18 protein-coding genes are annotated in these 19,218 nt (G+C 64.7%); 7 read left to right on the forward strand and 11 right to left on the reverse strand.

The window, feature by feature from the left end; translation table 11 throughout:
• The first annotated feature begins 153 nt into the window (after positions 1 to 153).
• The gene (locus tag ACIQ7H_RS15180) at positions 154 to 810 is read left to right on the forward strand and encodes a phytanoyl-CoA dioxygenase family protein (protein ID WP_395792973.1); all 657 of its coding nucleotides are present in this window, start codon (positions 154 to 156) and stop codon (positions 808 to 810) included.
• Positions 811 to 1,048: 238 nt separating this feature from the next.
• Here the strand turns inward: ACIQ7H_RS15180 and ACIQ7H_RS15185 are convergent, their stop codons facing one another.
• The 3 genes from ACIQ7H_RS15185 to ACIQ7H_RS15195 all read right to left on the reverse strand — a co-directional run bounded on the left by ACIQ7H_RS15185 (position 1,049) and on the right by ACIQ7H_RS15195 (position 3,239).
• Complete coding sequence (locus tag ACIQ7H_RS15185) at positions 1,049 to 1,363, reverse strand: hypothetical protein (protein ID WP_395792975.1); 315 nt, start codon at positions 1,361 to 1,363, stop codon at positions 1,049 to 1,051.
• A gap of 329 nt (positions 1,364 to 1,692) precedes the next feature.
• Positions 1,693 to 2,319, reverse strand: a complete 627-nt coding sequence (locus ACIQ7H_RS15190; RefSeq protein WP_395792977.1) for a hypothetical protein — start codon at positions 2,317 to 2,319, stop codon at positions 1,693 to 1,695.
• Positions 2,320 to 2,834: 515 nt separating this feature from the next.
• Complete coding sequence (locus ACIQ7H_RS15195; protein ID WP_395792979.1) at positions 2,835 to 3,239, reverse strand: hypothetical protein; 405 nt, start codon at positions 3,237 to 3,239, stop codon at positions 2,835 to 2,837.
• A 354-nt stretch (positions 3,240 to 3,593) separates the two neighbouring features.
• Between ACIQ7H_RS15195 and ACIQ7H_RS15200 the strand changes: the two genes are divergently transcribed.
• On the forward strand, positions 3,594 to 4,775 hold the full coding sequence (locus ACIQ7H_RS15200) for an agmatine deiminase family protein (RefSeq protein ID WP_395792981.1): 1,182 nt from the start codon (positions 3,594 to 3,596) through the stop codon (positions 4,773 to 4,775).
• A gap of 203 nt (positions 4,776 to 4,978) precedes the next feature.
• Positions 4,979 to 5,482 carry a hypothetical protein gene (locus ACIQ7H_RS15205; RefSeq protein WP_395792983.1) on the forward strand — a complete coding sequence of 168 codons (504 nt, stop codon included), beginning with the start codon at positions 4,979 to 4,981 and terminating at the stop codon, positions 5,480 to 5,482.
• Between the two features lie 89 nt (positions 5,483 to 5,571).
• Here the strand turns inward: ACIQ7H_RS15205 and ACIQ7H_RS15210 are convergent, their stop codons facing one another.
• On the reverse strand, positions 5,572 to 5,982 hold the full coding sequence (locus ACIQ7H_RS15210; protein WP_395792985.1) for a hypothetical protein: 411 nt from the start codon (positions 5,980 to 5,982) through the stop codon (positions 5,572 to 5,574).
• A 326-nt stretch (positions 5,983 to 6,308) separates the two neighbouring features.
• On the opposite strand from ACIQ7H_RS15210, the gene ACIQ7H_RS15215 reads away from it, so the two are divergent.
• Positions 6,309 to 7,160, forward strand: a complete 852-nt coding sequence (locus ACIQ7H_RS15215) for an alpha/beta hydrolase (protein ID WP_395792987.1) — start codon at positions 6,309 to 6,311, stop codon at positions 7,158 to 7,160.
• 176 nt (positions 7,161 to 7,336) lie between these two features.
• Here the strand turns inward: ACIQ7H_RS15215 and ACIQ7H_RS15220 are convergent, their stop codons facing one another.
• From ACIQ7H_RS15220 to ACIQ7H_RS15245, 6 genes are all read right to left on the reverse strand, one after another.
• Complete coding sequence (locus ACIQ7H_RS15220) at positions 7,337 to 7,981, reverse strand: hypothetical protein (protein ID WP_395792989.1); 645 nt, start codon at positions 7,979 to 7,981, stop codon at positions 7,337 to 7,339.
• 200 nt (positions 7,982 to 8,181) lie between these two features.
• The gene (locus tag ACIQ7H_RS15225) at positions 8,182 to 9,123 is read right to left on the reverse strand and encodes a hypothetical protein (RefSeq protein WP_395792991.1); all 942 of its coding nucleotides are present in this window, start codon (positions 9,121 to 9,123) and stop codon (positions 8,182 to 8,184) included.
• Between the two features lie 53 nt (positions 9,124 to 9,176).
• Positions 9,177 to 10,226, reverse strand: a complete 1,050-nt coding sequence (locus ACIQ7H_RS15230) for a DUF262 domain-containing protein (RefSeq protein WP_395792993.1) — start codon at positions 10,224 to 10,226, stop codon at positions 9,177 to 9,179.
• Positions 10,227 to 10,266: 40 nt separating this feature from the next.
• Complete coding sequence (locus ACIQ7H_RS15235) at positions 10,267 to 11,019, reverse strand: NrdJb (RefSeq protein ID WP_395792995.1); 753 nt, start codon at positions 11,017 to 11,019, stop codon at positions 10,267 to 10,269.
• A 639-nt stretch (positions 11,020 to 11,658) separates the two neighbouring features.
• Positions 11,659 to 12,315: a hypothetical protein gene (locus ACIQ7H_RS15240; RefSeq protein WP_395792997.1), complete on the reverse strand. Its 657-nt coding sequence runs from the start codon at positions 12,313 to 12,315 to the stop codon at positions 11,659 to 11,661.
• 254 nt (positions 12,316 to 12,569) lie between these two features.
• Positions 12,570 to 14,717 (reverse strand): adenosylcobalamin-dependent ribonucleoside-diphosphate reductase, encoded by a 2,148-nt coding sequence (locus tag ACIQ7H_RS15245; protein WP_395792999.1) that lies wholly within the window; start codon positions 14,715 to 14,717, stop codon positions 12,570 to 12,572.
• 660 nt (positions 14,718 to 15,377) lie between these two features.
• On the opposite strand from ACIQ7H_RS15245, the gene ACIQ7H_RS15250 reads away from it, so the two are divergent.
• From ACIQ7H_RS15250 to ACIQ7H_RS15260, 3 genes are all read left to right on the forward strand, one after another.
• Positions 15,378 to 16,775, forward strand: coding sequence for a Do family serine endopeptidase (locus ACIQ7H_RS15250; protein WP_395793001.1), 1,398 nt, complete (start codon positions 15,378 to 15,380; stop codon positions 16,773 to 16,775).
• A gap of 82 nt (positions 16,776 to 16,857) precedes the next feature.
• A complete protein-coding gene (locus ACIQ7H_RS15255; protein ID WP_395793003.1) occupies positions 16,858 to 17,589 on the forward strand; it encodes an HAD family hydrolase in 732 nt (243 codons plus the stop codon).
• A gap of 499 nt (positions 17,590 to 18,088) precedes the next feature.
• The gene (locus tag ACIQ7H_RS15260; RefSeq protein WP_395793005.1) at positions 18,089 to 18,760 is read left to right on the forward strand and encodes a glycine zipper 2TM domain-containing protein; all 672 of its coding nucleotides are present in this window, start codon (positions 18,089 to 18,091) and stop codon (positions 18,758 to 18,760) included.
• Between the two features lie 127 nt (positions 18,761 to 18,887).
• On the opposite strand, the gene ACIQ7H_RS15265 is transcribed toward ACIQ7H_RS15260, so the two are convergent.
• On the reverse strand, positions 18,888 to 19,218 hold a 331-nt coding region (locus ACIQ7H_RS15265; protein WP_395793007.1), incomplete at its 5' end, for a CoA-transferase.

Genomic DNA, 19,218 nt, shown 5'->3' on the forward strand with positions numbered 1-19,218 from the left:
CACAGGGTCAAGCTTCAGCGATGCTTTTCCAGCCTTCCCGGCGCCGACGCCCCGAGCCTCTCTCGCGGCCAGATTTGTCAGACTGTTGAAACCACCCACCCGCCCCGACGCGACGCGACGATACCAATGCGCCGTTGTGCCCACGAGGAATCCATGATCGACCGCGAACAACTTCATCGCGATGGCTTCGTCCTGCTGCGGGGAGCGATCCCCGTCGACTGGATCGACACCCTGCGCAGCGCGTTCGAGGCCGGTGCCAAGCCGTCTGACCAGTGGCCGGTGCCGCGGGGTGCGGATTGGCGGCATTCGATGCTGGATCTCGACCCGCAGATCCAGGCCGTGTGTCGCCTGCCGACGCTGTTGGCCGCGGCCGCCGCACTGATCGGCGAGCGCTTCTTCCTCGCCCAGGTCGAAGGCCGCGAACCGCTGCCCGGCGGCGGCCAGCAGGGTCTGCATCGCGATTTATCGGCCGAGCGTCCCGGCGACACCGTCAACGCGCTGGCGTTCTTCGACGACTTCGGCCCCGACAACGGCGCCACCCGACTGATCCCCGGCACCCATCGCCCCGCGCACGCCGACGCGCAGTTCGATCCGAATGAAGAAGCCCGTGCGCACTACATCAGCGGCAGCGCCGGCGACATCCTGGTGTTCGATGCCGATCTCGTCCACGCCGGCAGCCTCAACCGCAGCGGTGCGCGCCGCCGCTCGATCCTGATCGGTTACTTTGCCGAGCACCGCTATGCCGCCCATCTGCGAACCGCGCATCTGCGCGGCGTGCGGATGGATACGAGCGAACGCTTCGACGTGTGAAAGCTGGCGCGCCGCATCGTGCCAACGCGCGCAGCTTCTGGCCCTTCGTGTACGCAAAGCACCCGCCCAGTCGGGCGAGCGCCATCGTATGCCCTGCACCCGGAGAGGCACGCGCGCGATTCGATGGCTCCACGCCACCACACTCGCCACCCTCGCCGCGCAGAAACCGCCAAAGCCATTGACGCCACGCGGCACAAATGCGCCTCAGGCGGTCAACCGCGGGAACGCTGCAAAGGCTTCAGTCGAACTGGATTACCAGCTCTTCTTCGCAGAAATCGAACTCCACCACGTCCGACTCGCTGCCATCGGCAAAGCTCGCCATGAAGTACCAGGTGCAGCCGCTTTCGTCGGTGCTGGAATCCCAGGTCAGATCCGCCGTTGCACCCGCGGCGATGCCCGCACCGATATCGAAGGCGCCCCAGTTCTCGCCGTCTTCGGAGACCACGATCGCGTCGATCTTGGAGTCCGTGTTGTTCTCGATCTGGAACGCGTACTCGGCAAAAGCGCTCGACGAGGTCAGCAACAGTGCCAGTGCACACAACAATCCACGCATGGGGTTCTCTCCTGAAGCCCGGCGCCGCGCGGAACCCGATGTCCCGGCGTGCGCCAGTGCGCACAAGCAAGAACCCGGCCACGCATCCGCGAAGCTCCCGCCAGGTCCTCGCGGTCCGCGTAGTGAAACGTTGGCGCACAGCGCGGCGATCGGCTCACGCCTTGTGCTGCCTTCCACCCGCACTCGGGCCAACGGTTCTCTCCACCCTCGACGCCCGTAGGCCGATGCAACGATGGTGCTGGAATTCTCGGATTTCAGCCGCGTTCGCGCCTAAAGGTGCATTGGCCACCCGCGCCGCCAAGGCCTCCGAAATCGCACTCAAGCCGTACTCACCAGCGACACCGGTACAGGTTTGCCAGGCGGGTTTCCTGGATGCGCGTGCTTCGGCTGGTCGAGTGCATCAGCTGGATGGCATTGCCACCGACCAGAATCGCCCTGTTCTGGTGATGAACCACGCAGCTGCCCACCGGCCTGCGGGTCTGGCAGTTCTCCTGCGCCAGCAGCTCGCACTGCTGCGCCTGCGCATCGCTGATCAGCGGAACCTTGAGCGGCAGCAGGTAGGGCCGCCCCGACTCGGCCGCACGAAACAGCACCTGCTTGGCCTCATGGGCTTGGCCGGCCACGCGCCGATGGCCCGCATTCTCAACCCGCTCGATCAAGGGCAGATAGCGAACATCGCCCGAACTCGCCAGCGCCTTGGTCTGCCAGGCCAACTCGTTGGCGTGGCGGTCGGTTCGCTGCAGTTCGGCAAGTCCCTGCTCGATCCGCTCGGCCAGCTTGGCGTAGAGCTCGGGCGACGCGAACCCTCCGCCAAACACATCCTGCGCGGCCGCAATCCGGGTATTGATCGACGTCGACTGCAATCGCGCCAACAGGGCCTCGACGCGCGGGTCGAGCTGAGCCATGGACACCTGAGCCACGGCCACCACAGGCGCAAGCAGCATCAGCGCCAGCATGAGTCTCGCCTTGATCACTGCCCGCCCCCGTCCCTCGGCCCCGGGCGCCAACGCTACCCGAACAGCGATCGAGCCGTCGAACGATCGCGAGGTCGAATCCTTGGCCGGATCGATCCCGCGGGCAGGCTGAGGGCCAAGGAATCCATCTGCCGCCGGAGTAGCGCCCGTGCCTCGGCGGAGCGCGATTCCTCTCCCTCCCATAACGGGAGAGGGCTTCAAGCAGGGCTCGCCGAGCCTGCGAGTTGGTCAGCGCGGTGGTCGATTCGAGGTCAAGGTCAGCGAACGCGGATGGAGGAATCCTCGAACCCGCAGGCCCCTTCACTCGTGTGCGGTTCCTCACCTCTCCCCTCCCGGGAGAGGGGCCGGGGGAGAGGGGGTGCCCACTGGCGAAGTGTGTCGTCCCCCTCTCCCCAACCACTCTCCCACCAGGGGAGAGGGGCTTGAAGCGGGGTCCGCCGGCGGCCAAGCTCGCGCCGGCGGCCAAGCCCGCGCCCGCGCAAGCTCAGCGACACGTCTCAAGCCCAGCGATCGCGACTGGCCCAGAACGGACGACGCGGGCAGGCCTCACCTTCCAGGAAGTCGATGCCCTCACCGTGCGGACGGCCGATGAAGCGGTGCGTCCTCATCACGCTCTTCACTGCATGGCGGCGGACGAACTGCAGCGCCTGCTGCATCACCGCGGCATCGTTGCGGATGTCGCCGGCTTGCGCGAACCAACGGCCAAATGGCTCGTGGTCGGCATCCTCCACTTGGACGATGCCGACCACGAGCTTGGCAGCGAGCATGTTGGTCGGACCATAGAGAGCCAGCGTAGCCACCGGATGGCCACTTCGACCGCTTGCGCTACGCCTTGGCGTGACGCCCAGCAGAGAACACCACGACGGATACCGCTTGCAGTCGAGCGCGAGCGCGCAGGGCATCCAGTCGCGGCGGAGCGTGTCCCGCGCTGAGTCGGCGCGATGGCGCGATGGCGCGGACTGACCTCGATGCATGGCGACATCGTTGTGCGCGCCGGCTGAGACTCCACAAACGGCAAGGGCACAGCTGGCGCACCGCATCGGCAGGCTGCGCGACCACCGCGGCGAACTCGCGAACAACCGGCAACGCATGGCTTGATCCAACATTCTGCCCGCCGCAGCGTGGGTTGGCCGGTGCCCCGATCCTCCTACGGCTGCACCTGCCCAAAGCGCCACCACGACGGGCACGTGCGGCCACTGACGAGCAACGGGCCAGCGGGCTAGACTCGAAAACCGAACGATCGATACCAAGTCGCCATGAGCCTGATGCGCCTCCTGTACTTGCTGCCGCTGACCGCTGGCCTGATCTACGCAAGCCCTGCATGGAGCGAGGACGAAGAAGTTCCGCTGCCACGCCACATGACTGCCGACGAACGTGCGCGCTGGAAGCCGCCGACGTGGGTGCCGCGGGGTGCGGCGCCGCCGGGGCCGGTGCGCGCGGTGGCCGAGTACGAGCCGAACGACGGCATCCTGATGCGCTGGACCGCCAGCAGCAGCCTGATCCCGCTGCAGAGCGAAATGATCACCAAGGTTACGACCCTGGACAGCCATGCCAAGGTCTATCTGGTGGTCGCCAGCACGGCGCAGCAGAACAGCGTCACCACCACGCTCACAAATGCCGGCGCCAACCTTGCGCGCGTGCAGTTCATCATCGCCGCCAGCGACAGCATCTGGATGCGCGACTACGGCCCGCGCTACGTGATCAACGAGGCCGGCCAGCTGGCGATCATCGACCACGACTACAACCGCCCGCGACCCAATGACGATCAGATCCCCGTGGCGCTGGCGAACGCCTGGAACCAGCCGCGCTACGACATCGGCCTGCTGCACGGCGGCGGCAACTACCACCTGTTCGACGACCGCGCAGCCTTCCTGACCAACCTGATCTTCGACCCGTCCGAGGGCAACCCCGCGCTGAACCTGGCCGACGTGCAGGACCGCTATCTCGACTACCAGGGCAATCTGGTCGAGGTCACCGCCGCGCTGCCTCAGGCCCTGGATGCGACCCGCCATATCGACATGTGGATGCTGCCGGCATCCACCAACTCGGTGATCATTTCCGAGTACTCGCCGTCCTTGCTGAGCGGCGTGCCCGCGCAGGTCACCAACGACATGGCGAGCACCCTCGCCGGCCGCGGCTACACGGTGTTTCGCACGCCCGGCTTCCAGTGCAATGGCGCGCACTGCACGTACGCCAACGCGGTGATCCTCAACAACCTCGTGCTGACCTGCCGGTTCACTCCGGCCAGCAACCCGACCCAATACGCGGCACAGAACGCCCAGGCCGTCAGCGTGTTCCAGCAGGCCTTCCCCGGCCGCATCATCGACACCGTCGACTGCACCAACATCATCGGCATGGCGGGCGCGATCCACTGCATCGTGATGCATGTGCCGAGCGTTGGATTGGTCGCGCTGTTCACGGATGGGTTTGAGGGCTGAGGCCGCAGTCTGCAGGGCGCGCTGGCCTCATGCCTGCGGCCACGCCAACACCCGGATGCAGCCGCGAATGGAAGAGGCGTCCGAGGATCGGGACGCCCGCCATGGTTAACGCGCGTGGATGCCGCGAAGTCCAACACGCACGATATTCACCCGACTGAACAATCGATCCACCACCGAAGGCCCAACCCGCACGAGCGAACGCCATGGACATCGACATCGCCGAATCCACCCGCAGCGCGCCGCTGCAAGGAACACTGTCGCGACTTCTGCTGTGCCTGTGTGGATTGGGCTGGACACTGTCTGCGAGCGCGGCCGACAACCCCGACGCACCCGACTACATCGGCGAATTTCGCCAACGCTCCGCAGCCCACGAACAGGCGGTGCAGGAAGCGGCCGGCGGCAATGCGTCAACCGAACCCAGCCTGTGGATGGCGTTTCTTGAGCGCGAGCTGGCGCAGACAGAGGCCGCGTCGACAGCCGAGCTGGATGAAGGTGCGCAGCGGCGGCTGCAGCGCGCCCAGTCAAGCTGGCGCAAGCAGTTCGTCTGCCGAGGAATCGCTCGTTCGCGAGGTCTGGTCACGCGAGCGTGCCGGAAGCTCGGCGCCGCTATCGGCAGGCTTGGAGCGTGCGGCCGCCCTGCAGCAACGGGTGGAATTCCTGCTGCGCATGCGTGGGGCGATGTTTGCGGAAGGGTCGCTTTGAGCTGAAGTCGGGCAAGCCGCCTTGTTGGCAATGTTCCGGGCGTGGAGCACTTGTCCGGAATCCAACAGCTGGACGTAAGCCTCTACGCTCGGATTCACTCCGGAGCTTCGGCGGGATGCAGGAACCACAGCCGGTTGATGCATTCCGGCGGCGCAGCCTCGAACTGGAAGGAAGATCCCACAAGCAAGGCGACCCCATCCATCACGGGCTCGCCCTGGTAGTGGAGATCGACCACCACGCCACTCCAGGCCGGAGGGCTGCTGAACTTGACCGTGAGGGAGGAAAAGTCAGCGCCGAAGCCGTCGAAATCGATGTGCAGGTTGTTCTCAGTCTGAGCGAGCACCTCAGCCTGGAAATGCACGGCTTGTCCGATGACAGTGCGCGGCGCTAGGCAGTCCTGGTGAACAAGCCTGACGCGCTCCGGGCGTGGCGAACAGGCCAGCGCCCCGACGGCGAGAAGTACAGCAAGGACAGCCAGCTTCGCGAACGACGAGTGACGCTTCAATGTGTGCCTCGCACGTCGTCGAAGATCGGGGAGCCAGCGGTATGCGCGTGGCAGGAAGACTGCCCCCGCTTGGGGCAAACCGCGCGCGGTCCAGACTGCTGCCTCGCCGGATGCACCCGCCACTGTGTTTGCGCCCGGATGCGACCCAACTGGGCCAAAGCCGCCCCGCGCGGTCAAGCGCTGGACGCTAGCCGAGGACATCTCAGACGGCTGCAGGGAGTGGCGGTCTCCGCACCAGCGCACCTCACCCACCCGGCGGCGCCGCAACGCTTCAAGTAGCATCGCCCCCCCCAGAAACACGCTCACCCCACACCCAAGGAAGCCCCATGCAAAACGGATTTTGCAAAGCCCTGCTGCTCGCCGCCTGCGCCCTTCTCGGCCAGGCACACGCCGATGGCATCGAGGCCGCCGCTGAGCGGTTCTCGGCTCACTATCACCCGGCATCAGCAGCCCAGACCAAGGTCGCGGTGCTGGTGCTGGGGGGCTCGGAGGGCGGTGTGCCGGAGCGGCTTGCGGCGCCGATCATCCAGGCGGGCTTCCCGGTGCTGGCCTTGCCCTACTTCAAGGCGCCCGGCCTGCCGGCTGAGCTGGAGAAGATCCCGCTCGAATACTTCGACGAGGCCACGCGCTGGCTGCGCCAGCAGCCTGATATCGACCCGGAGCGGCTGATCGTGGTCGGCTGGTCGAAGGGGGCGGAACTCGCACTGCTGCTGGCCTCGCGCGACCCGCGGATCGAACGCGTGGTGGCGATCGCGCCGAGCAGCGTGGTGTGGGCAGGCATCCTCCAGGATTGGACCAAGACCCCCGGCTCAAGCTGGACAGCCGCCGGCAAGGAGCTGACCCACGTACCGTTCCGACCGTCCGGGCCCGTCGAGGGATTGCTGGATCTCTACACGCAGTCGCTGGCCAACCGCGACGACGCAGGCGCAGCCAGCATTCCGCTGGAGCGCATCCGCGCCGATGTGGTCCTGCTCAGCGGCGCCGAAGACGAGATCTGGCCGTCCTCGCAGATGGCGGACACGATCTGCGAGTCGATGAACCGCACGCGGCCGCAGGCCTGCCGTCATCACGACTATCCCGGCGTGGATCACCTGTTGGGCTACCGCTTTCTCGATGCCGGGGATCCGATGCACGCGGACTTTGTGGCTGGACTGGGCGGGGCTGGGGGCGGGGGCTGAGCAGAGAGCACCAGACCAGATCGAACGCTCACTTCCCGATTCGAGCCAGTAGCGCGAGGTCCGGGCCCAGAGTCCACATAGACCAACCCGCCCCGACGCAACAAATGCGCTAGGTCTGACACTGCGCCCCGATGGCCTCGAACGTGCCATCCCCTTGTTCGGCTACGTCCCAAGCTTCAGCCCTGACAGCGGTAGTAGTTGGCCACCATCGAGGAGTCGCCTCCGAAGGGACCGAGGCCAATGGTCCGGCTGGTCGCGTGCAGGATCATGATCGCGTTCCCGCCATGCAGCACGGCGTTGTTTTGATGGTGGGCCACGCACTTCTCGGCCGAGCGGCTGGTCTGGCAGTTCTCCTGCTTCACCAACTGGCACTGGGTGGCCTGAGCCTCGGTGATCAACGGCACCTTGGTGTAGTCGAGATAGGGGCGGCCATTTTCAGCAGCCTGTATGAGAACCTTTTTGGCATCCCGCGCGTGGTGAGCCAAGCGCCCACGCCTCGCCGACTCAACCCGCTCGATCAAAGGCAGAAACTGTAGATCCCCGGAAGTCCCGAGTGCCTTGGTATGCCAGGCCAGTTCAGTGGCTCGCTCGCCCGAATCAGGCAGCACGACGAGGATCTCTTCGATCAGCTCCGCAAGCTTCGCGTAGAGCTCTGGCGAATCAATGCCAGCGCCGTAAACGTCCATGGCCGCCAAAGTCCTGCCTTCGATTGAAGAGGCCGAAAGTCGTTCGATCAGCATACTGGAACGGTCACCAAACTGAGCAAGCGCACTGGGCGCGACAGCCAAGGCCAACACCAGAAACACTAACTTTTTAATCATGCCTTGCCCCTAAGCAGCATTCAGATTTGATACGCAACAACCACCTCAAGCACTGGAAGACTCGCGAGCTGCGACAAAGCCAACAACTGCGAAGTAGAGAGAACATTTGAGGCCGGAGTTGAGCGCGCCAGCACGGTCTAAAGTCTAGACTTGCCCCCCCTTCTCGTGGAAGTACACTCAGAACCCTCGCCTCTTTCGCCCTACAACAGCCCCCAATCGAACGCTTTCGGTCGACGTCCCGGATCCGGAAACTCAGACTCATATGATTCATCAACGGGAAAGTAGTGGTTTGGTGTTGACGACAACGGCAGATAGCCACACTTGATCAAGACCCCAACGTACCACTGAAAGGCACTCAATGTAGGCGGGCAACGCCCACCCCGATCTAGCTCGTGGCCAATCGCCTCAACCACCTTGTTGGCTTCTGATGTCCAGTCACGCGGATTTGGCCTCTTATACTTCTGGATCAGCTCGATCAAATTTTGGGCAAACCGGCCTGGGCTCGTGGGCTTGCAGTGTTCGGGCACCGCAGAAGGAGGCAGATCGGAAACATGTTCGGAAAGCAGAACCTCCGCATCAAGCCTGGGCCATATTGAAGGTTCAACATGTGAAGAGAGAGCCTCGTGAGCGCTCGCGAGCATATCCAGCTGCTCAACAGCGGCCTTCATTTGTGAGGCCAACCGCCGATTGGCCCAACTTACTCGGTCTGGTTTATAGGACAGCGAATGAGTCGCAACACTCCATGCGTGCTCGAATGCCGTCCGAATCTGGACTTCGAAGGGGATCTTTTCGGCAATCCTTACAGGATCCGATTCATCAGCAGGGATAGGAGATGGCCGCAAGAATGCAATGACTCGCGTGGAATCAAACCGAAAGACTTCTGGATCCTTCTGGCTTGAACCCCTCTTTTTGACCTCAGAAACCACAAAAGTCGTATCGAGAGCATCCAGGAATCGACGCTCGAACTGCAAACTCGGAATTATGACCGCAAACCCCACCAAGTCATCAATACTATTCCAACTGGAGAATCTTCCACTCTCAATCTTCTCAGCGATTGAATCAGGCTCCTTCTTCCGACCAGATAGAGGAAATCCTGAGTCTTGCGCCAGCGCCCTAAGTCTATCTCCGACGGCATCAAACAAGTGATCCAGCCCGGAGCGGAGCTGCGCAAGCCTCCTAGCAACTTGATCCCTCGTCATGCAACAGTCTTGCCGCTAATTACGTTAAAAAGAACATCAATTCGAACCTCTCGCGACCTTCTGTCGCTGGAAGCCGATCGAGCGGCGTCGTAGTATTGCCTAAGACTCAGATCGCCGGACCCTCTTGCCTCTGGATCATCGACTGACTGGGTGAACGCCAACAGCCTAAATGCCACATCTGAAAAAGGCAGGTCCATGTTCGCCTGCACGACCCTATCGACAGCCCCAAAGAGCGAATAGAAGTCCACCTGATTCCTGAGGCGAGAGCTTGCCACGGCACCACCATTAGCCACATCAGACAAGAGCGTGGAGATAAACGCTAAAGCCTGCTCAAAACGATCAAGAACTTCCGATTTTCTTTCCCAATTTTCGTCGCGCGCTAGGAAGGCAGCGTCCATGTCTGCCTGCGAGAAACTCTGCGGCCCATTTTCGAGAAGAAGAAACAAAGACGCAATAAGCTCAACATCCTTCATCTGGCGTCGAGACTGCTCAGCCAAACGTGGAAAGTTCGAAGGAAGCTTTTTCTCGATGTATTCAGCGTAGCGCTCAGCCTCCGAGATAAACTCCCCGTCTAGCTTTGCGTGCCTGAGCTCCTGAGGAGTAAGCTTTGAGACATTCCGGTTTATTCGATCGAAGACATCGCCAATCAAAGCCTCCTCAATACTCGGAAGATACTCGACCAAGAACTGGTAGCCCCAGAAGATCCGCTTAGCGTCATCAGGCAGACCTTCAAAATAGAGACCAGCACAACCTGAGAGATTTGACTTCTCTGGAACCGGGAATCGACCCGAAATAAAGTCGAAAATGGAGGTTAGCCGCTGCTTTCCGTCAACGACAAAGTACTTCGCGCGCCCATCAAGACCAACCTCTTCATGGAGAAAGATGGCTGGCGCTGGATAGTTCAGTAGTATCGTCTCAATGAAGTAGTCTCGGAATTTTTGATTCCAGACACTCCTCCGCTGGTATGGCGGATCCATCTCCAACCTTCGCCGCTCAAAGAGATCATAAAGCCAAGCAATATTCTGAATGTTGTGCCTGCGTTCCACAGCAATCTCCCAACAGTGAGGCCTTCGACTCTAGCTCAATTCACCCACACTTCGAATACCCACAATTCAAACACGTCTGACACCCATCCATCACCACCATCGCCTGGGTATTGCACTTGTAGCAAAGCGTTGCCCCGGGCGGGAAGCCGCTGGCGCTTTCGCTCTCTGCGCTGGCTGCGTTCGCTTCACTCAGCTCAGTGTTTTTTTTTGACTGGGCTTCGAACGCGGCGCGCTTTTCGGCGATCAGGGCGCGGGTGCTGTCGTCGAGTTCGGGGTCGACGATCATGCCGATCATCTTGAGGTGGTCTTCGACCACGGCGCCGATCTCGGCGACGATGCTGGGCATGTAGATGCCGCCGGCCTTGAAGTAGCCGCCGCGGGGGTCGAATACGGCTTTCAGCTCTTCAACGATGAAGGTGACGTCGCCGCCCTTGCGGAACACGGCGCTCATGATGCGGGTGATGGCCACCACCCACTGGAAGTGGTCCATGTTCTTCGAGTTGATGAAGATCTCGAAGGGGCGGCGCGATTCGTGGGCGGTGCCCTGGTTCAGCACGATGTCGTTGATGGTGACGTAGAGGGCGTGCTCGAACAGGGGCGATTTGATCTTGTAGGTGGAGCCGACCAGCACGTCCGGGCGTTCGATCTGCTCGTGCATGTGGATGACTTCGGCGCTGGGGCGCGCGGGGGTTTCAACAGCGACCGGCGCGGCAGCAGGCGCCGGGGCGGCGGCCTTGTCTTCGGGCTTGAGGACGCTGTAGCTCTTGATTTTGCTGCTGATTTTGACGGCCATGGGGGTGCTCCTGGGGGCTGCGTTTGTTGGGTGTTTGGGTGAGGCGGGGTGTGGGCCCCCTCTCCCCAACCCCTTTCCTTCGCTTCGCTCGGGCTCGTCGGATCATCAGCTGCCACTGGCAGCTGATGAGCGATCCGCCTCGCTCCACGAGGGGAGAGGGGCTTTCAGTTGGGTGGGGTGAGGTGGGGTGTTGCCCCCTCTCCCCAACCCCTCTCCCACGAGGGGAGAGGGGCTTTCAGGATGGATGGATGAGGTGGCGTGTAGCCCCCTCTCCCCAACCCCTTTCCTTCGCTTCGCTCGGGCTCGTCGGATCATCAGCTGCCACTGGCAGCTGATGGGCGATCCGCCTCGCTCCGCCAGGGGAGAGGGGCTTTCGGTGTTGGTTGGGGTGAGGTGGGGTGGTTCCCCCTCTCCCCAACCCCTCTCCCACGAGGGGAGAGGGGCTTTTCAGTTGGCTGAGCTGCGCCAGTCGGCTTTGGTCGCGCGGGGTGCGCGGACGGCAAAGCCGCGGGGCGTGGGGTTCGCCCCGGGCGGGCTCGTGCATGCGGCGGTCGATGGGTGAACCGGGGGCGCCCGCCGGGCTGGGCGGCTGCTCAATGGTGCGGAGCGGCCGCTGCAGCGGCGGCGGGCGGTCGGGTTCTACTTGCTTGTGCTGGCCGCTTTCTTGGGGGCGGCCTTTTTCGCGGGCGCTGCTTTTTTGGCTGCCGCTTTTTTCACTGCGGCTTTCGGGGCGGGTGCGGCTTTCTTGGCGGGCGCTTTGGCCGGCGCCTTCTTGTCGGGTGCGGGCTTGGCCGGGGCTTTCTTGGCCGGCGCGGTCGCCTTGCTCACTGCTTTCTTGGCGGCGGCGACTTGCTTGACGGCGGCCTTTTTCACCACGGCGGCTTTCTTGGCCACGGCCTTTTTGGCCGGGGCGGCCTGCTTGGCGACGGCTTTCTTCACTGCGGTGATTTTCTTCGCTGCGGCTTTCTTGGCCGGCGCGGTCTGCTTGGACACGGCCTTCTTGGCGGCGGCGATCTGCTTGTTGGCGGCCTTCTTCACTGCGCCGACTTTCTTGTCGACCGCCTTCTTCGCTGCGGCCACTGACTTCTTGGCCTGCTTGACGGCGCCGGCCACGGCCTTTTTGGCGGCCTTGAACTGGCCTTCGGCCTGTTTCTTGACCTTGGTGGCGCGCTTGGCCACGGCCTGTTCGGCCTTGACCACGGCGGCCTTGGCGTCGGCGGCCAGCTCCTGGGCTTTTTCGCTGACGTTCTCTACCGCTTCACTCAGGGCTGCGGCGACCCCATTGCCAGTACTCATGTGCCACTCCTTCCGTCGGGCCTGCCTTGCGGGCAGTTGTTCGAGTCATTGACCGGCTGCCGGGCGTCCTGCCTTGGCGGCGCTAGCACTTGCCCGGGGTTGGCGGGCATGTACGAAGGGTTCTGCCCTTCGCCGCGAACCGATCCGTGGTTCGCGCCGGGCCTTGCGGCCCTGGGTTCACTGGCCCCGGTACGTGGGCGCCGGGGTTTGGGTCGGTGGGTCGAGACCCACCCTATCCCGATTGGAGCTGTGTTTCAGAACTTGCCGTAGTAGCCCTCTTTCAAGGCGTCGAACAGGTTGGCGGCGGTGTGCATTTCGCCGTCGTATTCGATCTGCTCATTGCCTTTCACTTCTACCACGCTGCCGTCTTCGAGCTCAAAGCGGTAGGTGGTGTTTTCAAGGTCGGCCTCTTTCACCAGCACGCCCTGGAAGGCGGCGGGGTTGAAGCGGAAGGTGGTGCAGCCCTTCAGGCCCTTGCTGTGGGCGTAGCGGTAGATGTCCTTGAAGTCCTCGTACGGGTAGTCGGTCGGGACGTTCGCGGTTTTGCTGATCGAGCTGTCGACCCAGATTTGGGCTGCGGCCTGGATGTCGACATGCGCCTTGGGCGTGATGTCATCCGCCGCAACAAAGTAGTCGGGCAGCTTGGCCTTGTCGTCCTGCGCGTAGGGCATGGCCTCGGGGTTGACGAGGTTGCGGTAAGCCAGCAGCTCGTAGCTCAGCACCTCGACCTTTTCCTTCGACTTCTTGCCTTCGCGGATGATGTTGCGGCTGTAGTGGTGGGCGAAGCTGGGCTCGATGCCGTTGCTGGCGTTGTTGGCCAGGGACAGGCTGATGGTGCCGGTCGGCGCGATCGAACTGTGGTGGGTGAAGCGGCCGCCCTTCTCCGCCAGCTTGGCGACCAGCTCGGGCGCGACGGTGGCGATCTTCTGCATGTAGCGGCTGTACTTGGCGTGCAGCTCGCGGCCCTTGATGGTGTCGCCGAGCTTGAAGCCGTCCTTCGCCATTTCCGGGCGCTTGCGCAGCATCTCGGCGCTGACGGTGAAGTCCTCGTCCATGATCGGCGCGGGGCCTTTTTCATCGGCCAGCGACAGCGCCATTTCCCAGCCAGCCACGGCCATTTCGCGGGCCACGGCTTCGGTGAACTCGCAGCTCTCGGGGCTGCCGTAGGCCATGCGCAGCATGGTGACGGTGCTGCCCAAGCCGAGGAAGCCCATGCCGTGCCGACGCTTGCGCAGGATCTCCGCCTGCTGCTGCGGCAGCGGCAGGCCGTTCACTTCTACCACGTTGTCGAGCATGCGGGTAAATACGCGCACGACTTCCTTGTATTCCTCCCAGTCGAAGCGCGCCTTGTCGGTGAAGGCATCGCGCACGAAGGTGGTCAGGTTGATCGAGCCGAGCAGGCAGGCGCCGTAGGGCGGAAGCGGTTGCTCACCGCAGGGGTTGGTCGCGCGGATGTTTTCGCACCACCAGTTGTTGTTCATCTCGTTGACGCGGTCGATCAGGATGAAGCCCGGCTCGGCGTAGTCGTACGTCGAGACCATGATCATGTCCCACAGATGGCGCGCGCGGACGTGGCCGTAGATCTTGCAGGCGACCAGGCCGTCGTCGCGGGTGATGTAGGTGTGGCTGGCCGGCCAGTCGCGCCACACCACCTGGGTGGCGTTGGCGAGGTCGACTTCGTCGGCTTCCTTCTTGTTGACCGGGAACACCAGCGGCCACTCGGCGTCCTTCGCCACCGCGTCCATGAACTCGTCGGTGATCAGCAGGCTCAGGTTGAACTGGCGCAGGCGGCCGTCTTCGCGCTTGGCCTTGATGAAGTCCTTCACGTCCGGGTGCGACACATCAAACGTGCCCATCTGCGCGCCGCGGCGGCCGCCGGCGCTGCTGACGGTGAAGCACATCTTGTCGTAGATATCCATGAAGGACATCGGGCCGGAGGTGTAGGCGCCGGCACCGGCAACGAAGGCACCGCGCGGGCGCAGGGTGCTGAACTCGTAGCCGATACCGCAGCCGGCCTTGAGCGTCAGGCCGGCTTCGTGGACTTTCTCCAGGATGCCGTCCATCGAATCGGGGATGGTGCCCGACACGGTGCAGTTGATGGTGCTGGTGGCGGGCTTGTGCTCCAGCGCGCCGGCGTTCGAGGTGATGCGGCCAGCGGGGATCGCACCGCGGCGCAGCGCCCACAGGAAACGCTCGTACCAGTATTTCTGCTTCTCGGTGCCCGGCTCGGCATCCGCCAGGGCGCGCGCGACGCGCTTGTAGGTGTCGTCGATGCTGGCGTCGACGGGTTCGCCTTTTTTGCTCTTGAGCCGGTACTTCTTGTCCCAGATGTCCCAGGACGCGGGCTGCAGTTCGATGGGGGTTGCCACGTTTCGCACCGTTTCAAGCCTGACGCTGCTCATCATTTCGCCTTTTCGTGTTTCGTCGCTGTGCCACGCACGCGCTGCAAGCGCGGACCCATCGCGTACTGCGCGCGCAGCACGGGAGCGGCGATGCGGGGGCATATACGCCCGACAGCACACCTTGGATCCGGACGCTTTGGGCCGCCCTGCACCTCGACTGGTGATTGTTCTGCTGGAACCGGCGATCGGGCTTTCGACCCCCCGTCGAAACGCCGCCGCTCCGCACTTTCCGTTCTGCTGCTGTGCTGCTGTCTCTCGCCCGTCCCCGCCGCGCTCTGCCTGCTGCTTCGAATCTGCTTCGAATCCGCTTCGAACCCGCTTCGCGCCTTGATTGTGGCGCGCCGAAGTGAGCCGGAGGGCGCTTCGGGCCTGCGATCACTTCCTGTTCACGACCCCAACCTGTAGGGCTTGGCCGCGAGCTGGACCACAAGATGTAGTGGACAACGGTTGGCTACGCTACGCCCGCCAAAATCGGGTGTCAACGCAAAATGGGGCTTGATTTCTGAGAACTGTGAAAATCCATGTACTTGGCGTCGATGCCATCGCTGCACGGCTGCCGGGTGCATGCTCGCGAGCGGAACCGAGCGCCGCGTGCAGCGGTCTGGCGTGTCCCGGTGCCGCATTGGCGCCCCGTCTCAAAACTGCCCACAGGAACCTCGCATGCACGCGCGTTCGATCCGTTCGCCCCGCTTCGTCTGGATGCCTCGCCTGGCGCTGACCGCGGCGCTGGCCGTGGCCGCTTTCGCGCCGCTGCAGCAGGCAACCGCCTCGCTGCCGCCGATGGTCGATGGCCAGGCCCTGCCCTCGCTGGCGCCGATGCTGGAGAACGTCACCCCGGCGGTGGTCAACATCCACAGCAAGACCGTGGTGCGGGTGCGCAACCCGCTGGCCGAGGATCCGTTCTACCGTCATTTCTTCGGCCTGCCGATGGTGCCGCAGGAGCGCGTGCAGCAGTCGCTGGGCTCGGGCGTGATCGTCGACGCCGAACGCGGCCTGGTGCTGACCAACAACCATGTGATCGAAGGCGCCGATGACATCAGCGTGACGCTGGCCGATGGCCGCACGGTGACCGCCGAGTTCGTCGGCTCCGACCCCGATACCGACGTCGGCGTGCTGCGGATTCCGGCCGAGAACCTGGCCGAACTGCCGCTGGCGACCGGGCCTGGCCTGCGCGTCGGTGATTTCGTGGTGGCGGTCGGCAACCCGTTCGGCTTGGGCCAGACGGTGACCTCGGGCATCGTCTCGGCGCTGGGCCGCAGCGGCCTGCAGGGCCTGGCCTACCAGAATTTCATCCAGACCGATGCCAGCATCAACCCGGGCAATTCGGGTGGCGCCCTGGTCAACTTGCGCGGCGAGCTGATCGGCATCAACACCGCGATCTTCAGCCCCAGCGGCGGCAATGTCGGGATTGGCTTCGCGATTCCGGCCGAGCTGGCCTCGGAGATCATGCGCCAGCTGCTCGACGGCGGCCGCGTGCAGCGCGGCAGCCTGGGGCTTGAGACCCAGGCCATCACCCCGCAGCTGGCGGCGATGCTGGATGTCGCCAGCGCGCGCGGTGCGGTGGTGACGCGGGTGCGGCCGGGCTCACCGGCGCAGGCGGCCGGCCTGCAGCCGGGCGATGTGATCACCGCGGTGGCGCAGCAGCCGGTCGACAGCCCGCAGACGCTCGCCAACCGCGAAGGCCTGCTGCCGGTCGGCGAGCCGGTGACGCTGGAGTTTCTGCGCGGCGGCCGCAGCCAGCGCATCGAGCTCACGCTGAAGGCACGCCTGAGCAAACTGCTCGGTGCCACGCTGGATCCGCGCCTGGACGGCGCCGAGTTCGCCGAACTGCCCGAACGCCTGCGCCGCCAGGGCGTCAGCGGCATCGTGGTCGAGCGCGTCGCCGACGGCAGCCGCGCAGCGCGCAATGGTCTGGCCGCCGGCGATTTCATCAGCGGCTTCAACCGCAGCCGCGTCGACAGCCTGGAAACCCTGGCCGAACTCAGCGCAGAGCAACCGCAGCAGCTGATCCTGAGCGTGGTGCGCGGCCGGCGCTCGGGCGTGGTGGAGATGCAGTAGCGCGGACGGTCGATGCCCGGCTGCCGCCGGCGAGGCCTTCCGTCACGGGCAGTCGATCGGCGTGGCGCCTAGAATCGAGCGCATGACCCGCCTCGACATCCGCGCCATCACGCTCGACCTCGACGACACCCTGTGGCCGGTGTGGCCAGCCATCCTGCGCGCCGAGGCCGCGCTGCAGCAGTGGCTGGAGCAGCACTGCCCGCGCACCGCCGCACGCTTTCCGGTCGAGAGCATGCGCGCGCTGCGCGCGCAGGTGGCGGAGCAGAACCCGCAGCTGGCGCACGACTTCTGCACCCAGCGGATGCTGTCGCTGCAGCAGGCCCTGCGTGACAGCGGCGACGACCACGGCCACGCGGAGGCCGCTTACGAGGCCTTCTTCGCAGTGCGCAACCAGGTCGAGCTGTACGCCGACAGCCTCACCGGTCTGCGCCGGCTGGGCGCGGGTCGACCGCTGGCCGCACTCACCAATGGCAATGCCTGCATCGGCCGTGTTGGCCTGGGCGAGCACTTCGCGTTCTCGCTGGGCGCGCGCGAGCACGGCGCCGCCAAGCCGGCGCCGAGCATTTTCCACGCCGCCTGCGCGCGCCTCGGGCTCGCCCCGCATGAGGTGCTGCATGTCGGTGACGACCCGCACATGGACGTGCTCGGCGCCCGCCGCGCCGGCCTGCGCGCGGTGTGGATCAACCGCCGCGGCGAAAGCTGGGAGCACACCGAACAGCCCGACCTGATCGTTCACGACCTGATCGAGCTGGCCGACTGGCTGGATGGCCCGGTCCAGGCGTCGACGGATTCCGCGACGCACATCGCGCGCTGAAAGCTGCTCGACGGTCCTCGCGGAGTGACCGGTGCGCCGGATGGCGCCTCTGGCAGAACCTCCGTCCGATTCGAGTCCGGCGGCACTCGCGCCGGATGGCGCCGATTTGCTGGTCACGCGGGTGGAATCCCGGCCCGTGCCGGCAGCCGAGGTTCCACCGGTAGGGCGCATAGGCGCAGCGTATGCGCCGCCCGAGCGCCGCAGCCCCCGGCTTGCTCGAAGGCTGGCCGTGCTCGCCACGAAACGAGCGGTCTGCCGCGGTCAGCGTGGCGCCAGCGCGCACACAGCCAGTGCTTGCGCACCACTGCTTCACGAGCTCAGTCGCCCTGTTCCATGCATCCCGTGGTGAAGGCCACCGCGTCAGCCGCGCGCGCGTGGAGTTCATCGGGCTGAACCGCGGCCATGCCGGCGCAGGCCCGCTTCCCGAAACATTCAGCCACAAAGTCTAGGCTGCGACGACGCAGGGGACTGCAAAACGACATTCGACAAGGTGCATAGCATGAAGACTCCGATCATCGCCGCGATCTCCGTACTCGCCCTCGGCGGCGTTGCCGTCGCCTCCTACGGCAGCTTCGGCGGCAGCCCGAAGGCGCAGGTGCTGTCCAGCGAAGCGATTCGCGTCACCGAGCCCGTATTCGCCGAGGTGCTGCGAGTCAACCCGGTGCAGGAGAGTCGCCCGGTCAGCCGCGAGGAATGCAGCGAACGCACGGTGCAGCGCCGCGCACCCGAGCGTTTCGGCGACAAGGACGGCATGGTGCTGGGCGCCGTGGTCGGCGGCCTGCTCGGCAATCAGGTCGGCGGCGGCAGCGGCCGCACCGCGGCAACGGCGGCCGGCGTGCTGGCCGGCGGTGCGATCGGCAAGGAGGTCGACAGCCGCCACACCGGTGGTCGCCGCTACCAGGACACCGTACGGGACTGCCGCCAGGTGCAGGACAGCGAGACGGTGGTGGTGGCCTATGACGTGGAATACCGCAGCGAAACCGGCACCGGCCAGCAGCGCGTCACCAGCCAGCCGGGCGCACAGATCCAGATCGGCGAACGTGAGCGCGTGGTCGGCTACGACGTGCGCTGGCGCTACGGCGAACTGGAAGGCGAGAGCCGTCTGCGCGAGGCACCGGGCGAAACGCTGCCGGTCGAGAACGGCAAAGTCGCGGCTTCGCTCTTGCTCTGAGCAGGGGATGAGTTGGTTCGCCGGGTTGGGCCGCGCTGCGCTTGGCCCAACCTACCAGGCTGACGCCCAACACGCGGCTCGACTCAACGAGGCGGCCCAACACGCTGCTCGACCCGGCGAGCACATCTCAGCGCGCGATCGGCACCCCGGTCTTCTCGCCCAGCTCCTCGAAGCTCACGCCGGGCGCAAGCTCGACCAGCTGCAGGCCGTCGGTGCTCACGTCCAGCACCGCCAGCTCGGTGATGATGCGGTTGACCACGCCGACGCCGGTCAGCGGCAGGGTGCACTCGGGCAGGATCTTGTGCTCGCCGCCCTTGGCGGTGTGCTCCATCAGCACCACCACGCGCTTGACGCCGGCGACCAGATCCATCGCGCCGCCCATGCCCTTGACCATCTTGCCGGGCACCATCCAGTTGGCGAGATCGCCCTTGGCGGTCACCTGCATGGCGCCAAGGATT

Origin of the sequence: Aquimonas sp. (assembly GCF_044377145.1) — a bacterium.
Classification (GTDB): domain Bacteria; phylum Pseudomonadota; class Gammaproteobacteria; order Xanthomonadales; family Xanthomonadaceae; genus Aquimonas.

What these genes read in the sequence shown, in the direction of transcription:
- ACIQ7H_RS15180 (WP_395792973.1), top strand. Translation starts at nt 154, where the DNA reads ATGATCGACCGCGAACAACTTCATCGCGATGGCTTCGTCCTGCTGCGG.
- ACIQ7H_RS15235 (WP_395792995.1), bottom strand. Translation starts at nt 11,019, where the DNA reads ATGGCCGTCAAAATCAGCAGCAAAATCAAGAGCTACAGCGTCCTCAAG.
- ACIQ7H_RS15195 (WP_395792979.1), bottom strand. Translation starts at nt 3,239, where the DNA reads ATGCCCTGCGCGCTCGCGCTCGACTGCAAGCGGTATCCGTCGTGGTGT.
- ACIQ7H_RS15245 (WP_395792999.1), bottom strand. Translation starts at nt 14,717, where the DNA reads ATGAGCAGCGTCAGGCTTGAAACGGTGCGAAACGTGGCAACCCCCATC.
- ACIQ7H_RS15240 (WP_395792997.1), bottom strand. Translation starts at nt 12,315, where the DNA reads ATGAGTACTGGCAATGGGGTCGCCGCAGCCCTGAGTGAAGCGGTAGAG.
- ACIQ7H_RS15200 (WP_395792981.1), top strand. Translation starts at nt 3,594, where the DNA reads ATGAGCCTGATGCGCCTCCTGTACTTGCTGCCGCTGACCGCTGGCCTG.
- ACIQ7H_RS15255 (WP_395793003.1), top strand. Translation starts at nt 16,858, where the DNA reads ATGACCCGCCTCGACATCCGCGCCATCACGCTCGACCTCGACGACACC.
- ACIQ7H_RS15205 (WP_395792983.1), top strand. Translation starts at nt 4,979, where the DNA reads ATGGACATCGACATCGCCGAATCCACCCGCAGCGCGCCGCTGCAAGGA.
- ACIQ7H_RS15190 (WP_395792977.1), bottom strand. Translation starts at nt 2,319, where the DNA reads ATGCTGGCGCTGATGCTGCTTGCGCCTGTGGTGGCCGTGGCTCAGGTG.
- ACIQ7H_RS15250 (WP_395793001.1), top strand. Translation starts at nt 15,378, where the DNA reads ATGCACGCGCGTTCGATCCGTTCGCCCCGCTTCGTCTGGATGCCTCGC.
- ACIQ7H_RS15185 (WP_395792975.1), bottom strand. Translation starts at nt 1,363, where the DNA reads ATGCGTGGATTGTTGTGTGCACTGGCACTGTTGCTGACCTCGTCGAGC.
- ACIQ7H_RS15220 (WP_395792989.1), bottom strand. Translation starts at nt 7,981, where the DNA reads ATGATTAAAAAGTTAGTGTTTCTGGTGTTGGCCTTGGCTGTCGCGCCC.
- ACIQ7H_RS15260 (WP_395793005.1), top strand. Translation starts at nt 18,089, where the DNA reads ATGAAGACTCCGATCATCGCCGCGATCTCCGTACTCGCCCTCGGCGGC.
- ACIQ7H_RS15215 (WP_395792987.1), top strand. Translation starts at nt 6,309, where the DNA reads ATGCAAAACGGATTTTGCAAAGCCCTGCTGCTCGCCGCCTGCGCCCTT.